Raw genomic sequence first — 15,541 nt, 5'->3', positions numbered from 1 at the left:
TGTTCAACTTAAATTTTACAATCTGCCTAACTCATAAATTTAATTTAGATAATGTTACCGACATGTTAGCTTGAGTGTGGACGGTAGGTCAGTAGGGAAGCTACCATGCTGAATGCTGTTTTAATAGTTAAATAATTACGTTAAAAAGCGCCTTAAATTAGCCGGTGAGTAATTTGCCACCTAATTTAAGACGCTTATTTAATTATTTAGAGAATCAAACATGACTGAAATCAGTGGTAACCGAAGCGGTAAGTTTATTTAAGTGTTGCTGCCGCTTTTTGTGCTGCCACGTTAATGATGTTCCATGGCCGATCAAGTCCTGGTTGGAAGAAGAAATCGGTGTAGGCGAGATCGTCAACGGTCAACTTGGATTGGATGGCAACTGAAATGGCATTGATATTAGCAGTCACATCGTATTTCGACATGATTTGAGCACCCAAGACGCGGCCATCAGCTGGATCAAAGGTTAATTTGAACCAAACTTTAGTGTTACCAGCTTCTTCGGTAACAAACTTAGGCCGAATCGTATCCGTGACTAAGACGGAGGCACTCTTAACGCCTAACTTGTCACTGGTGCCTTCCTTAATACCGGTTGAAGCAAAGTGGTAGTCGAAGACGGAGAGGGCGGATGAACCAGAAACAGCGGGCATCTTAGTCTTTTCGCCTAATAGATTCTTAGCTGCAATCCGGCCTTGGCGACGGGCATTGGTAGCTAAGGCAATTCGGTTATCCTTGCCAGTTGGGGCGAATGGAACCAAGGTCGCATCACCGACTGCATAAATATCGGGATCACTAGTCTGTAAGTGCTGGTTAATCTTAATTAGACCGTGATCGTCAAGGTCGACAACATCCTTCAAAAAGCCTGTTGCTGGGCGAATTCCAGCTGCTGAAACAACGAGGTCAGCAGGGTATTCACCTTGGTCAGTCACGACTTTGGTGACGTGACCGTCAACACCTTCAAAGGATTTGATTCCTTGACCAACAGCTGCGGCAATGTTGTGATCAGCCATCGTTTTAGTTAAGACGTCAGTGAATTCCTGATCAAGATAGAGACTCAATAGGCGTGGTAATAAGTCGATGACGGTGACGTGCATGCCGGATTTAGCGAAGACTTCGGCTGCTTCGATACCGATGTAACCGGAACCAATTACAACGACATTTTTAACGGCTGGATCAACGGTCTTAGCCTTGAGCTTCATCGCCCAATCGCGACCGCGCATGGCGTAGACGTTTTCGAGGTCGTGGCCGGGAACGGGGAGATCAAATGGAACGGCACCTACACTCAGAACTAATTTGTCATAAGATTCGTCACGTTCATCACCGGTTGCGTGATCGATGACGTGGACCGTATGGGTAGCAGGGGTAACTTTAGCGATTTCTTGATGGACGTAGACGTGAACACCTTGCGCCTGCATGCCGGCTGGGGTGGCATAGCTGACGTTATTCACATCTTTGACGGTACCTTCTAAGTAGAGCTGCATTCCACATGAGAGGAACGACAAGAAGTCGCCTTTTTCATACCATTGAATATCTGTATCGGGTTGGGCGGCTAAAATACCGCGAACTGTTTCGTAACCACCATGAGAAGAACCAACGACAATAACTTTCATAATTGTAATGCCTCCAAATTTTAGTTTAGAACTATTCCAAATAAAATATACCACTAAACAAAATTGTTCACAACCAAACCGACTACAATTTATTAATAAAAAACGCCCGTCAACCGATAAATTGGTTGATGGGCGTCACTGTGATAACCGGTACGAGTAGTGATTTGCTATTCAATGATGTCGAAGAAGCCGAGTAGCTGCTCCTTAGTTAGTTGACTTTTTTTGTCATCACGAACGTCGAATTTAACCTGACCTTGATCAAGAACAATCAAACGATTACCGTACTTCAAGGCATCATCTAAATGATGGGTGATCATCAAGCAGGTGAGATGTTCTTGGGTTACTCGCTGATTCGTCTGAGTCATCAGTTGGTCACTGGTCTTAGGATCAAGGGCGGCCGTATGTTCATCGAGTAAGAGTAGGTCGGGGCGCTGCTCAGTTGCCATTAAGAAGCTGAGTGCCTGCCGTTGACCACCGGATAGATTTTCGGTAGCGGTATTTAGTCGTTGTGACAAACCGTTACCGTCCATCGTATCAGTGAGTTCCTTAAAGTGGGGGAGCTGACTCTTCAATCGACGCAAGCGTAAGGTACGTCGTTGCCCTCGTTGGCTGGCTAACAATAAGTTTTCAGCGACGGTCATTCGGGGTGCCGTCCCCATCTTGGGATCTTGGAAGACCCGGGCAAGAAAGGCGGTCCGTTTTTCAACTGTCATGTGAGTGATGTCGCGGTCACGTAAATGAATCGTGCCACTGTCGACTGGCAGTTCACCACTAATGGTGTTGAACAGAGTGGATTTACCGGCACCATTTGAGCCTAAGACGGTGATGAAGTCGCCATCGTAAACGTCCAAATTCAAGCCGTTTAAAATATTAACTTCATTAGCTGTCCCAGTGTTGACCTTGGTTACGATATCCTTTAATGATAGTAACGGTGTTTGGCTATTTGTCATAACGAGCGACTCCTTTCTGTAAGACATCCTTTAGGTGTTGTAGAGATTTGCCCAATTGTGGAAAGACGCGGTTCAAAGTTTTGTTCAGTTGTGGCAACATGAGGCAGATTGCCAAGATCAGTGCGGACAATAGGTTCATGTCGTTGGTGTTGAAACCAAGTTGTAAAACGAGTAGGCGGACCAATTGGTAGAGGATACTGCCAAGGATCACAGCAACTAGTCGTTGATTCAACGTCAATTCGCCGAAGACGACTTCACCAATAATAATAGAAGCTAATGCGATTACGATGATTCCGATACCCATGCTAACGTCGGCATAGCCGTTGTTTTGGGCAATGAGGGCGCCACCTAAACCAACGATTCCGTTAGAGACCATCAGTCCCATGATCGTCATGTTGTCAGTGTTGATACCGATTGAACGAGCCATTTCCCGGTTGTCACCAGTGACGATAAAGGCTTGTCCAAGGTTGGTTTGGAGAAAGACGATCAGGAGAATCGTGATAATACTGATGACGACCAAACCGACAAAGACACTGTCAAAATACTTAGGTAACGTGGTTAAAAAGTGAGCGGAGAAAATTGTTTTCTTGCCAAGTAGTGAAACGTTCGAACTACCGCCCATAACGCGTAAGTTGATGGAGAGGCAGGCGGTCATGACTAGAATCCCAGCCAAGAGAATCGGCACCTTACCCTTAGTGTAGAGCAAGCCAGTTATGAGGCCGGTCACTGCGCCAGCAGCAAAGGCTAGCAGAGAGGCGGTAATTGGTCCCATACCGTGACTGATTGCCATAACGGCGGTTGCGGCACCTAGTGGGAAGGTTCCTTCAACGGTCATGTCAGGAAAGTCTAAGATTCGGAAGGTTAAGAAGAGTGCGACGCCAAGGGTAGCCCATAAGAGGCCCTGGCCTATACTGGATACAATCATACTCATTTGTAAATAACCCCTTTCGTTTTGGCTTCCTTAAGCACACTGGCTGGGAAGGTGATGCCGAGTTTTTTAGCTTCGCTTAAATTAATGGTCATTTTACCCTTAGTGATGACTTCAACTGGATAGTTGCTAGTTGATTTGCCCTTAAGGACCTTAGCAGCCATTTCACCAGTCAATTTACCTAATTGGTATTGGTCAACGGATAGAGTTGCGAGGCCGCCAGCCTTAACCATCGTGTCGACGGCTGGGATAACTGGAACCTTAGCTTTATTAGTGACGGATACCAACGTCTTCATGGCGCTAGCGACACCGTTATCTTGTGGAGCGTACACGGCGTCAACGTTCGCAGCCATCGTTTCAGCAACTTGTTGCATGTCATTGGTATTTGAAATGGTGTAGAGCTTGTAGGCGATGCCTTCTTGTTTACAGATACGTGCAAACTTCTTGGCGTTGTATTCGCCACCGTGATCGGAAGTGGTATAGATGATCCCGATTGTCTTAGCCTTAGGGACTAATTCACGTAAAAGATCTAAGTGGGACTTCAATGGAGATTCACCAGACGTCCCGGTAATGTTAGCTCCCGGATGCTGGTCACTCTTGATCAAACCACTACCGGAGGGATCGGTAATTCCGGCTAGCATGACGGGCGTCTGCTTGTTAGCAGCGGTTGCCAACGCTTGAGCAGCCGGTGTAGCAATCCCCACGGTCAGGTCAGCATTTTCGTTGATGAACTTTTGACTCATCGTCTTCAAGTTACTCTGATCACCCTGAGCATTTTGGTAATCGATCTTAACGTTTTTACCAACGACATAGCCGTTTTCTTTTAACCCGGCGATAACACCACGATGGATCGCGTCTAGTGCGGGGTGGGTCTGTAATTGGAGGATACCGACCGTTGGGATCTTGTTGCTAGTTGTCTTAGTGGTGGACTGCTTGTCAGTCATGACAAAGGCGACCCCTAGAAAGACGATTAAGGCACTAATAAATGCAATCATTCTTTTCAATCTCATTCACCTCAAAAATTTCTTTAAGTTCGGGCAAGCTAAAGCCAACAAAAAAGGGCAAACCAGTAAGCCTGGTCTGCCCTTTACGGAACCGAAGCCTGCTGTGTCTAAAACCCATGCAGACTTCTTTGAATGACAAAGTTAGCCAGCACAGATACAAACTGTTTGCCAGATTGTATCCGTGCGAACGGCGTTACAATCTGAACGGCTGGCTTTGCCATGAACTGTTCAAGTTAGTAATTGACTTTGACATGCTTGGTTCCTCACTTTCGTTTATTGAATGTGTTCAGTATAGGCAAACTGGAAAAGCGTGTCAAGCAGAAATTCTGACCAAATGGGGCGTCGCCTGTCACTAATTAGCTTGTACGACCAGTGTAAACCAGTGGTACGGCTTGGATAGCGGACTATTGGTGCACTCGAGATGACGCCCCATTATTTTCTTTTTCTTTGCTAACCGAATTATAATAATTGCCCCATTGTTCCATTGCCAAAATAACTGGTTCGAGAGTCTGGCCGAAAGTTGAAACGCGGTATTCCGTTTTAGGTGGAACGACGGGGTAGACTTTCTTGATGATAATATCGTCATTGATCAGTTCTTGTAATTGTAGTGCCAGCATTCGACGCGAACAGCCGGGCATCCAGTGCTGCAACTCGCTAAAACGACAGGTTTCGTTAGTAAAGAGATGGTAGAGGATGACACTCTTCCACTTACCCGCAATGACTTGCAAGGTACTTTCGACGGGGCAGCCTGCCTGACAATCATAGATATGTCTTTTCATACGATCACACTTCCAACTTTAAGGTTAATCTCATTCTATCATAACTGTGAATAACGACCGTATCACAGTACTGGGGTTACAAATCTGTAACTAAGTGACATTAAATTCACGTCTTGTTTATTTAAACTGATGACCTATAGTAGAGGTGTTTAGGAGGTACGAGATAATGAAAATGATGAAAGCAATTGGTTTTACAGCACACTTACCGATCGATGATCCGAAGAGTTTGGTTGATCTCAGCGTAGCGATTCCCGAGGTACGTGGGCATGATTTATTAGTTGAAACCGAAGCCGTTTCGGTCAATCCAGTCGACATTGGGGTTCGTAGCGGTGGTCACGGGACTTTAGCACAGCCTAAGATTATTGGTTGGGACGCGTACGGTGTTGTATCGCAAGTTGGTGGCCAAGTGACGCTTTTTAAGCCGGGCGATGCGGTCTTTTACGCGGGTTCATTCAAACGTCCGGGTAGCGATAGTGCTTATCAATTGGTGGATGAACGAATTGTAGGTCATGCACCTACTGAGCTGTCGCCGGAAGCCAGTGCTGCCATGCCACTGACCTCACTGACTGCATACGAAGCCCTATTTGAGCAGTTGGCGATTCCGTTTGATCCACAACACCTAGAAGATGATCAGAATCAGGGTAAAACGATTCTGATTATCAGTGGTGCGGGCGGTGTTGGTTCTATTGCGACTCAGCTAGCCAAATTAGCTGGTTTAACGGTGATTGCTACGGCTTCACGGCCAGCTAGTGTTCAGTGGGTCAAAGACCACGGTGCGGATGTGGTCGTTAATCATCGGCTTGATTTAGTCAGTGAAGTGAAACAGGCTGGTTATCACGATGTTGATTATCTTTTAGGCCTCAATGATCTGGATGGACATTGGAAAGAGATGTGTGAACTGATCAAGCCAGCAGGACACATCGCATCGATTACGGAGAATAAGCATCCCATTGATTTAAAGCGGTTGACGAAAAAACGGGGAACCTTCTCATGGGAATGGATGTATTCCAAATCTTACTATCATACGGCGGACATGATTTCGCAGCACACGATACTGGATACAATCGCGCGTTTGTTGGATGAAGGAAAGTTAGAATCAACGTTAACGAAGACGCTAACACCACTCAACGCGGAAAATTTACGACAAGCGCATGCAATGATCGAAAGTCATCATATGATTGGGAAAGTCGTTGTTAAGGATTGGCCGACTGAGAATGATTAGGTAAGTAGCGCTCATATGAATTTGTAAGCCATTTAATGTAACTGGTAGCCAGTTAGTTAAATGGGCCTGATCGAGCCTTACTTGCAATAGAAAATAGGCGCTTGGAAAATGATTTATTAAAATGAGTTGACAATGAATAAAAAGAGCGTAAGATGAGTTTTAAATTAAAAAGGATTAAGACGTTGAAGAGAAGAGTAGCAATATTCCCATTTTAAAGAGAGCTTCGTAATGGTGAGAGAAGTAGCTGGGAGTACGGCGAAGATGAGCTTGGAGTCATGACGTGGGTCTAACGGCTACGCGTGCGGTTGCAACCGATATATTGCGGGGTTTCCTGATTTTAGGGTACTTGTTGAGGTTGTGGTCGTGAGATGACAACGAATAACGGTGGTAACGCGAAAGCTTTCGTCCGTTAGTTTCTGAGAAGAAGCTAATGGACGAAAGCTTTTTTTGTGAGCAAAAATTGTGAAAGGGTGCGGTTAGATGACAGTTACAGCGGTAAATGGATTATTAAGGTCACGAGGACAGTGGATTAATTCAGCACCTATCGCTCGATCGTTACGGATCCTGATTCTTAACTTAATGCCAAATAAAGCTGAGACAGAGCGACAGTTTCTCAACCGATTTGCAGCTGGGACAACGGATGTTGCCGTCACGTTCATGTATCCATCTAGTCACCATTTCAAAAGTTTACCAGCAGAGGTTATTGCTCAAAACTATGTGACATTAGCAGCGATTAAGAACCAGTACTTTGATGGGCTGATTATCACGGGTGCTCCAGTTGAGACGCTCCCATTTGCAAACGTTGATTATTGGGATGAATTATTGGCAATCATCGCTTGGGCGCAACAACACGTCCACCAAACATTATTTGAATGTTGGGCGGCTCAGGCTGGTTTATATGCGCAATTTGACATTGAAAAACAGCACTTAGTGCATAAAATATTCGGCATTTATGCGGCGACTAGCGTTGATAGTCGGGCCCTGATTATGGATGGCTTGAGTGCCGGGGGCTTACTAAAAATGCCGCAGTCACGGCATACTGAATTAGTTTTACCGGCAGATTTGCCGAGAGGACTGCATGTCGTAGCCGCTAATGAGCAGATTGGTCCCTTAATTCTGACAGCACCTACACAACGGGCAGTTTATGTGACGGGGCACCCTGAGTATGGGCGCCAGACGCTGGCTGATGAATATGACCGTGATCGGCGTAGAGGGTTGCCGATTCAGTTACCTGAACATTATTTTGAACATGGTGAGTCAGCAGAGATTGATTATAGCTGGCGAGCGGCAAGTTGCCGTTTATATCAAAATTGGTTTGCAACTCTGAGTTTAACGAAAGTGGGTCTTTAATATGACAAAAATTAATCCTGAAAATTATCACTTTGAAACGTTACAAGTACATGCAGGACAAACGGTTGATGAAACTGGATCACGAGCGGTTCCAATCTACCAGACGACCTCCTATGTCTTTAAAGATGCCAAGGAGGCAGCCGGACGATTTGCGTTGACTGATGCCGGTAATATCTATACGCGGCTGACTAATCCTACTACCGCAGTTGTTGATCAGCGGGTGGCAGCACTTGAACACGGGACAGCCGGTGTCACCTTAGCGACTGGTTCAGCAGCTATTACAGCAGCTATTCTGAATATTGCTCAGCAGGGTGATGAAATCGTTGCTGCTAATACACTATATGGTGGGACCTTTGACCTTTTCAGCGTAACGTTGAAAAAATTAGGGATTACAACGCACTTTGTTGATCCTGATGATCCAGCTAATTTTGAAGCGGCAATCACTGAGCACACTAAGGCGTTGTACGTTGAAAGTATTGGTAACCCGGGTATTAACCTAGTTGACTTTGAAGTTATAGGTAAGATTGCTCATCAACATCAGATTATTTTGATTGTGGATAATACCTTTGGTACCCCTTACTTGGTACGACCATTAGAACATGGTGCGGACGTAGTGGTTCATTCAGCAACCAAATTCATCGGTGGTCATGGGACGACGATGGGTGGGGTGATTGTTGAAGGCGGCCAGTTCGACTGGAAAGCCAGTGGTAAGTATCCTGATTTTACGACACCAGATCCGCAGTATAACGGGTTGGTCTTTGCAGACTTAGGCGGAGCGGCATTTACGACTAAAGCTCGGGCAGAGATTTTACGAGATACGGGTGCCACCATTAGTCCATTCAATTCGTTCTTACTATTACAGGGACTAGAATCACTATCGCTGCGGGTTGAACGACACGTGGCTAATACTCGCAAGATTGTGGCTTTTTTTAATGAGCAGCCCAAAGTCGCATGGATCAATTATCCGGAACTAGCTGACAGCAAGTATCATGATCTCGCCGTTAAATACTTTCCAAATGGTGTTGGTTCGATTTTTACACTTGGATTAACGGGCGGTGAAGCTGCAGGTAAAGCATTAATTGAACATTTAAAGCTGTTTTCACTATTAGCTAATGTGGCTGACGCTAAGTCATTGATTATTCATCCAGCATCGACTACCCATGCGCAGCTTAATGAAAAGGAGCTGTTAGCTGCTGGGGTGACGCCAGATCTGATTCGGATTTCAGTAGGTGTCGAGAATGTGGATGATTTGATTGCGGACTTAGATCAGGCGTTGGCGCAAGTCTAGTACGGTCGAAAGGTGGGGATTAAAATGATAACAACGATTGAAGTGGGCATGCTAGGATTTGGAACGGTGGGTACTGGCGTTGTGACACGGTTAACCCGGGTTGCAACTAGAATTGAACGAACCCAGGGATTACGGCTGCACCTAGCAGTAGTTGCTGTTAGTCATTTAAATGCCCCACGAGCGGTTCAACTGCCAATAGGAACTAGGTTAACGGATTCGATTGCTAGCGTTGTCGAGGATCCGCGCATACAGATTGTGGTAGAAGTGATGGGAACCGTTGCAACGGCTAAAAGGGCCATTATTGCAGCGCTGAAAAACGGTAAATCAGTTGTAACTGCTAATAAAGATCTGATGGCGACGGCCGGAAGTCAGTTGTTGGCACTGGCACAGCGTCACCACTGTGATTTGTTTTATGAGGCTAGTGTTGCTGGCGGAATCCCGATTTTGAGGACGTTGACTGATAGTTATGCTACGGACACGGTAACTGGAATAACTGGAATCATTAATGGAACCGCTAATTATATTTTAAGTGCAATGGCTGAGGGACAGTCATATCAACGAGCGCTAGGCGCGGCTCAACGGGCAGGATACGCTGAGACTGATCCGTCTAATGACGTTACCGGGTTAGATGCGGCCTATAAATTAATGATTTTGAGTCGGTTTGCATTTGGACAACCGTTGACATTATCGCAAGTCGCGCCAGTTGGGATTACTGACATCTCGGCTGAGCAGTGTCAGTTAGCTGCTCACTATGGGTGGCAGCTTAAATTGTTGGCCGAGATGAAACGTGATGCGGACAGCTTGTACTGTCGGGTTGCACCAGTAGCGTTACCGAGGAGTGAGGCACTGGCACGAATTGACGGGGTTCAAAATGCGGTTGCAATTCAGAGTGAGGCCATTGGGGCGAGCTTATATACCGGCCCCGGTGCGGGAAGTACAGCGACAGCCAATAGCGTGCTCAGTGATGTGATTTTGGCAGCACGGCATTTTCATGACGGCGTTCGTGCAACCGTTAGTGGCCAGAGGTGTGCGCCATTACCCGTTGCTAATTTCAGTGAATTACGACAAGATTATTTGGCTTTTGGGACAAGCGCAATCGTGAAATTGCAACACTATGCTAAAGAAACCAATATTCCGATTCAGTTCAGCGCTGATAATTATTGCCAATTAACAGCTCTGACTGCGATTCAACGGCAACAAATCCAAGCTAAATGCACGACTCAATTAATTCCGATTATGGGAACTGAAGCTCTGGCAGCGACGGTTGCCATTCCAATAACAGCTTGTTCTAACGTTGCGATTTGAAAAAGCACGCTGACGTACAGTATACTGTAGGTGAGCGTCTTTTTTTGACGTTAACTCACGTGATCAATTACGGTGAGAAAGTGTGTAGCGTTGGTGAGATCTATGCTTGCCCGCTGGAACGTGACCGCCAGTTCAATGGCTGGTCATCATGAGGAGTGAAATTTATGAAAATTGCTGTGGTGACAGATAGTTCCGCGAACCTAAGTGCTCAGGCCGCGAGCGATTACAAGATTACAGTGGTCAATGATCCCATCATGTTCGGTAATCACATCTACCATGAGAATGTCGATATTACGGCCGATCAATTTTACCGCTTATTAAAAGTTGAAAAAGAAATTCCGACGATTTCGCAGATTTCAAAGGCTGAGATGCAGGTTGTTTTTGATCAGTTGAAGGAAGAAGGCTATGATCAAGTCTTGATCGTTGGCCTTAGTGGCGGAATTAGTGGTTGGATTAATAACTTAAAAACTTACGCACCATCCGTAGAAGGTCTCGACGTCCAAGTGTTTGATTCGAGAACAGCCTGTGCCGGAACGGCTAATATGGTTAAATTGGCAGCTGCAATGGCATTAGCGGGGTATTCGATGGAAACGATTGTTGCCCAGTTAACGCGTTTGCGGACTGCGACGACGACGGTGCTGATCGTGAATTCGATGCGTCACCTGATTAAGAATGGCCGTATCTATAACAATAGTAGTTTAGCGGGAACGATGGTTTTGCGTAACAAGCCGATCATCACGTTCAACGACCACGGTAAGATTCAGGTATTGGGAAAAGAACGAACCCTCAAGAATGCGCAACAGGCAGTTCAAGACGAGTTCAGTAATTTCGCGATGACGAGTCAGTTGCCTGTACGATTAGATGTGATCAGCGCCAACGACGCACAGATTGCTGAAGATTGGGCGAGTGAGTTGCGGTACCAGTTCCCAGCCGTTCGAGTCAAGACAGGGTCGATTGGTCCATTGATGGGTGTATTGACCGGTGATCATGCATTAGGGATGATTTGGTCACTAGATTGGAAACCATTGCTGACCGCGTTAAATGGTGAGCAGGACCAAGCTAAATAATGGTTTTATCGAAAGTAACGGAAAGATTCTGAATAACTTCAGAATCTTTTTTTGTAGCCAATGAAACTTAATTTAATCAAGATGAAAACGCTATTAAAATAATTGGTCTATACGATAAAAACAAATGAAAACTTTCCAATGAAAACATACTGTGATAGTATTTGTAACGTAATAAAAAAAGGAACGGAGAAAAATTGGTATGAAAACATATTTTCAAAAGATCGGTCAGTCGTTAATGTTACCGATCGCGACGTTACCAGCTGCCGCCATTTTGGTCGGGGTTGGTAATTACTTACCAAAGGGTTGGATTGTCGCAAATTACTTAATTGCAGGCGGGAACGTTGTCTTAGGCAACTTAGCCTTACTGTTTGCCGTGGGACTCGCGGTTGGGATGTCAGTGAACAAGGACGGGGCAGCTGCGATTGCCGGTTTGATTGCCTTTGAAGTGCCAATCACCGTTTTAAAACCAGCAAGTTTGGCAACCATGTTTAACGTCAAGGTCAGCAGTTTAAATCCAGCGTTTGCGGCGCTAGATAATAACGTTCTGATTGGGATTAGTGCTGGTTTGATTGCCGCAGCTTTATATAATCGATTCCATGAGGTTAAGCTTCCAATGGCGTTATCGTTCTTTAGCGGTAAACGCTTGGTGCCAATCATGGCAGCCTTCGTGATGTTGATCGTAACGGTCGCTTTATACTTTGTATGGCCATTTGTTTACGATGCAATCGTGCTATTTGCAACGAGCATCTCAAAATTAGGGTTCGTTGGGGCTGGGTTGTACGGTTTCTTCAACCGTTTATTGATTCCAACCGGATTGCACCACGCTTTGAACTCGGTATTTTGGTTTAACGTTGCCGGTATTAATGATATCGGTAACTTCTGGGCCAGCCACGGGGTCAAGGGTGTTACTGGGATGTATGAAGCTGGCTTCTTCCCAATCATGATGTTTGGGTTACCAGCGGGTGCCTACGCAATTTATCGTAACGCGCGTCCAGAACGTAAAAAGGAAGTCGGCTCACTGATGTTGGCCGGTGCCTTTGCTTCATTCTTTACGGGTGTGACGGAACCACTTGAATTTTCATTCATGTTTGTTGCTTGGCCACTGTACTTGTTACACGCCGTATTTATGGGCTTATCACTAGGTTTTGCAGCGTTCATGCACTGGACAGCGAGTTTTTCATTCAGTGGTGGCTTAGTCGATTATCTACTGAGTTTCCGGATGCCATTGGCTAACCAACCATACATGTTATTGGTTCAAGGGCTAGTGATGGCAGTTATTTACTACTTTGGTTTTGACTTTGCTATTAAACGTTTCAATCTTAAAACGCCGGGCCGTGAAGTTGTGACGGAAACGGCTGCACCAGCCGTAGTCGTTGACGATGCGGATGACAAATACATGCGTCAGGCTAAACAGATTTATGCAGCTATCGGTGGGCAAGATAATATTAGTGTCATCAACCACTGTACAACACGCTTACGTCTACAATTAAATGATACTGAAAAAGTCGATCAACCAGCAGTGATGGCTGCTGGGGTGCCTGGTTTGAACGTGTTGGATATGCATAACATTCATATCGTGATTGGGACTGAAGTACAATTCGTAGCCGAAGCTTTAGAACAACTCTTTACGGGTCAAGTAGCAACGGCTAAGACTGAAGCACCAGCTGTTGAAGCTGCTGCCGAAACGACTGTCGCAGAAGCACCCGTGACGACCGTGTTAGTTGCGCCTGCTAATGGGCAGTTAATGCCAATCAGTGAAGTTGCGGACGAGACCTTTGCGCAGAAATTATTGGGTGATGGCTATGCCGTTGAACCAACTGATGGTGAGATCGTATCCCCAGTTAGTGGGACGGTAACTAGCATTTTCCCAACTAAACACGCGTTGGGGTTGAAAACGGCTGGTGGTTTGGAAATCTTGTTACACATGGGAATCAACACGGTTGAAATGAACGGAACACCGTTTGAGCTCCACGTAGAAACCGGGGACCAAATCGCAGCCGGTAGTGCGGTAGCAACGGTTGATCTAGCCGCCATTAAAGCAGCTGGCAAATCGACAACGATGATGGTCGTTGTGACCAACATGGATCACGTTTCTAAGTTACAACTTAACGGGAACCAAACCGTTACAACTGGTGATATTGTTGGTGCGGCCGAATAGGTTAGCCCTACAGAATTGTTAAATAAAAGTAAATCACGAAATAGCTCCGCCTAGTTAAGCAACGATTACTAGGTGGGGCTATTTTTTGATATGAAAGTCTAGATAATTATAAACGTTCGCTTCCGGTGGTCAGCACTAGCTCAGCTGTGGGGACCGGCTCAAGCCTGAGGAGCGGTCTTGACCCTCACTCTAGTCATCGGCACAATTCACCGATGACCAGAGGCGTCCGTGGTGTAATTCCGGAAAGTCACCGGCATAACGCCACCTTCACAGCATCGCTAGTACTGCCCACCTCCGTCTAGACTGGTCGTTAATTACGATAGTCGTGTTTAACTTTTAGTTCTGATCAAGAGATAGCTACGTATAACCAAGGAACTAGAGATTACCTTCAATTTCTCGGCTGACGGAGCGGTGAATTAAGTACTGGCACTAATCTTCATCCAATATTCACTGTTAAATCAATGGTTTAAGCTGTTTTGGGACTTTCAACCTTTAGTTTTAATACAAAAAGCCACTAGTACAGTTTACTAGTGGCTAAAGTGGTCTCAAAATTTTTGACTAATTAATTATAATTACTGATCTCAATCAGATTGTTATCTGGATCGCGGACGTACAGTGAAGTTATCTTACCATGGGCGCCTTCACGTTCAACGGGTCCTTCAATCACGTCAACGAAGTAGCTCTTGAGGTGATGTTGGACGTCTTCGAGCTTATCCTTGGCAATCAGGCAGATGTCGGCACTACCAGGCGTTGGTTTGTCAGCAACGGGTTCGTGAGGCTGGTCACTCGTCTGTAAGTTGATCTTCTGTTTACCAACCATCAGTGCTTGGCGGTCGCCATCGAACGTGATAACGGGTAAGTCAAAGACTTCGTGATAGAAACGGATCGACCGCGCGATGTCCGCTACGGTCAGGGTAATATGGTCAATTTCGCGAATATTCAAAAATTCAAGTCCCTTCAAAGTAAATTCAGTTACTAGTATACCACGAGCACCGTTCTAACTATGAAGGAGGCAAAAAGGTTATTGGCCGAATAAGGCTGTAATAATACAGTCTATTTTGCAAAATAAAAGGACTTATTTTAAGTTGGCATAATTAACAGTATTGTTAGCCACAAAAACCGGTGTTGCAACCGTTATCAACGGTCGTGGATTTTGACAAGCCCCTGTTTTCAGAGTAATGTATTAACTATTATAAGAAGGAGGGCTATTCGTGATAACAATTCGACCAGCCGATCAAGACGACGCGGGCCAGATAGCACCGCTAATTAATATGATTTTTGATGAAATGCAACTTGAGGAACTAGACGACATACCTGAACCTGACTTAGAGCAGGCCATTACGGCGGCTTACCGGACACCCGATTATTTGTCCGGCAAAGCAACCACCGTAGTGGCCGAGGCCAATGGTCAAGTGGTTGGGGTAGCGTTTGGTTATCCTGACAAAAATGAGGACGCGGTGGACGACGTGTTAGCACGAGTCACTGCGGATAATGATGCGTTTGGTTCGGCATTTGAAGCTGAAGCCGAAAGTTATGAGCACGAATGGTACTTGGATTCGATTGCGGTCGACCCGGATTATCAGGGTCACGGGATTGGTGGTAAGTTGTTAGCCGCCTTGCCAAAATATGCACGCCATGCCGGTCAAAAACGGATTGGTCTGAACGTGGATATGGCAAACCCGGGAGCTAAGAAGCTCTATGATCGTTACCATTATGAGACAGTGGGAATTAAGCCCATTGGCGATCGGATGTACTTCCATATGCAATATGAACTAGATAAAGACTTAGTGCTCGCATAGGCTAAACTTTATCGCAACGGACCTCGTTAATGAAACGGGGTCCGTTTTTAGTTGAAACGTGTTCCAAAAGCCAGCTGTTTC

At 45.6% G+C, this 15,541-nt stretch carries 13 protein-coding genes; 7 read left to right on the top strand and 6 right to left on the bottom strand.

Translation table 11 applies throughout. The features are described from left to right. Window positions 1-254: 254 nt before the first annotated feature. The 5 genes from ACG95_RS09310 to ACG95_RS09290 form a co-directional block, all read right to left on the bottom strand. Window positions 255-1,610, bottom strand: coding sequence for an FAD-dependent oxidoreductase (locus ACG95_RS09310; RefSeq protein WP_048000256.1), 1,356 nt, complete (start codon window positions 1,608-1,610; stop codon window positions 255-257). A gap of 167 nt (window positions 1,611-1,777) precedes the next feature. Then, on the bottom strand, window positions 1,778-2,560 hold the full coding sequence (locus ACG95_RS09305) for an ABC transporter ATP-binding protein (RefSeq protein WP_048000255.1): 783 nt from the start codon (window positions 2,558-2,560) through the stop codon (window positions 1,778-1,780). Further along, window positions 2,550-3,491: an ABC transporter permease gene (locus tag ACG95_RS09300; protein ID WP_048000254.1), complete on the bottom strand. Its 942-nt coding sequence runs from the start codon at window positions 3,489-3,491 to the stop codon at window positions 2,550-2,552. The genes ACG95_RS09305 and ACG95_RS09300 overlap by 11 nt, the downstream gene beginning before the upstream one ends. Continuing rightward, a complete protein-coding gene (trpX, locus tag ACG95_RS09295) occupies window positions 3,488-4,483 on the bottom strand; it encodes a tryptophan ABC transporter substrate-binding protein (RefSeq protein WP_048000253.1) in 996 nt (331 codons plus the stop codon). Before trpX ends, ACG95_RS09300 begins: the two co-directional genes overlap by 4 nt. 413 nt (window positions 4,484-4,896) lie before the next feature. Further along, a complete protein-coding gene (locus ACG95_RS09290) occupies window positions 4,897-5,271 on the bottom strand; it encodes a winged helix-turn-helix transcriptional regulator (protein ID WP_048000252.1) in 375 nt (124 codons plus the stop codon). Between the two features lie 175 nt (window positions 5,272-5,446). Between ACG95_RS09290 and ACG95_RS09285 the strand changes: the two genes are divergently transcribed. The 6 genes from ACG95_RS09285 (at window position 5,447) to nagE (ending at window position 13,661) form a co-directional block, all read left to right on the top strand. Further along, window positions 5,447-6,493 (top strand): zinc-binding alcohol dehydrogenase family protein, encoded by a 1,047-nt coding sequence (locus tag ACG95_RS09285; RefSeq protein ID WP_048000257.1) that lies wholly within the window; start codon window positions 5,447-5,449, stop codon window positions 6,491-6,493. Between the two features lie 480 nt (window positions 6,494-6,973). Beyond that, window positions 6,974-7,843, top strand: coding sequence for a homoserine O-acetyltransferase/O-succinyltransferase family protein (locus tag ACG95_RS09280; protein ID WP_048000251.1), 870 nt, complete (start codon window positions 6,974-6,976; stop codon window positions 7,841-7,843). A gap of 1 nt (window position 7,844) precedes the next feature. Beyond that, a complete protein-coding gene (locus tag ACG95_RS09275; RefSeq protein WP_048000250.1) occupies window positions 7,845-9,131 on the top strand; it encodes an O-acetylhomoserine aminocarboxypropyltransferase/cysteine synthase family protein in 1,287 nt (428 codons plus the stop codon). Between the two features lie 24 nt (window positions 9,132-9,155). Further along, window positions 9,156-10,436 (top strand): homoserine dehydrogenase, encoded by a 1,281-nt coding sequence (locus ACG95_RS09270; RefSeq protein WP_048000249.1) that lies wholly within the window; start codon window positions 9,156-9,158, stop codon window positions 10,434-10,436. 164 nt (window positions 10,437-10,600) lie between these two features. After that, window positions 10,601-11,503: a DegV family protein gene (locus ACG95_RS09265; RefSeq protein ID WP_048000248.1), complete on the top strand. Its 903-nt coding sequence runs from the start codon at window positions 10,601-10,603 to the stop codon at window positions 11,501-11,503. Window positions 11,504-11,702: 199 nt separating this feature from the next. Further along, window positions 11,703-13,661 (top strand): N-acetylglucosamine-specific PTS transporter subunit IIBC, encoded by a 1,959-nt coding sequence (nagE, locus tag ACG95_RS09260; RefSeq protein ID WP_048000247.1) that lies wholly within the window; start codon window positions 11,703-11,705, stop codon window positions 13,659-13,661. 562 nt (window positions 13,662-14,223) lie between these two features. On the opposite strand, the gene ACG95_RS09255 is transcribed toward nagE, so the two are convergent. Then, complete coding sequence (locus ACG95_RS09255) at window positions 14,224-14,604, bottom strand: VOC family protein (RefSeq protein ID WP_048000246.1); 381 nt, start codon at window positions 14,602-14,604, stop codon at window positions 14,224-14,226. A gap of 268 nt (window positions 14,605-14,872) precedes the next feature. Between ACG95_RS09255 and ACG95_RS09250 the strand changes: the two genes are divergently transcribed. Further along, entirely contained in the window at window positions 14,873-15,460 is a 588-nt protein-coding gene (locus tag ACG95_RS09250; RefSeq protein ID WP_048000245.1) for a GNAT family N-acetyltransferase, read from the top strand. Window positions 15,461-15,541: the final 81 nt, after the last annotated feature.

It is taken from the genome of Lactiplantibacillus herbarum, assembly GCF_001039045.1.
In the GTDB taxonomy this organism is placed as follows: domain Bacteria; phylum Bacillota; class Bacilli; order Lactobacillales; family Lactobacillaceae; genus Lactiplantibacillus; species Lactiplantibacillus herbarum.
This window is presented reverse-complemented; position numbering and strand designations above follow the sequence as displayed.

Coding starts and splice junctions, on each gene's coding strand:
- ACG95_RS09270 (WP_048000249.1), top strand. CDS start 9,156: ATGATAACAACGATTGAAGTGGGCATGCTAGGATTTGGAACGGTGGGT.
- ACG95_RS09265 (WP_048000248.1), top strand. CDS start 10,601: ATGAAAATTGCTGTGGTGACAGATAGTTCCGCGAACCTAAGTGCTCAG.
- trpX (WP_048000253.1), bottom strand. CDS start 4,483: ATGATTGCATTTATTAGTGCCTTAATCGTCTTTCTAGGGGTCGCCTTT.
- ACG95_RS09310 (WP_048000256.1), bottom strand. CDS start 1,610: ATGAAAGTTATTGTCGTTGGTTCTTCTCATGGTGGTTACGAAACAGTT.
- ACG95_RS09275 (WP_048000250.1), top strand. CDS start 7,845: ATGACAAAAATTAATCCTGAAAATTATCACTTTGAAACGTTACAAGTA.
- ACG95_RS09280 (WP_048000251.1), top strand. CDS start 6,974: ATGACAGTTACAGCGGTAAATGGATTATTAAGGTCACGAGGACAGTGG.
- ACG95_RS09305 (WP_048000255.1), bottom strand. CDS start 2,560: ATGACAAATAGCCAAACACCGTTACTATCATTAAAGGATATCGTAACC.
- ACG95_RS09290 (WP_048000252.1), bottom strand. CDS start 5,271: ATGAAAAGACATATCTATGATTGTCAGGCAGGCTGCCCCGTCGAAAGT.
- ACG95_RS09300 (WP_048000254.1), bottom strand. CDS start 3,491: ATGAGTATGATTGTATCCAGTATAGGCCAGGGCCTCTTATGGGCTACC.
- ACG95_RS09285 (WP_048000257.1), top strand. CDS start 5,447: ATGAAAGCAATTGGTTTTACAGCACACTTACCGATCGATGATCCGAAG.
- nagE (WP_048000247.1), top strand. CDS start 11,703: ATGAAAACATATTTTCAAAAGATCGGTCAGTCGTTAATGTTACCGATC.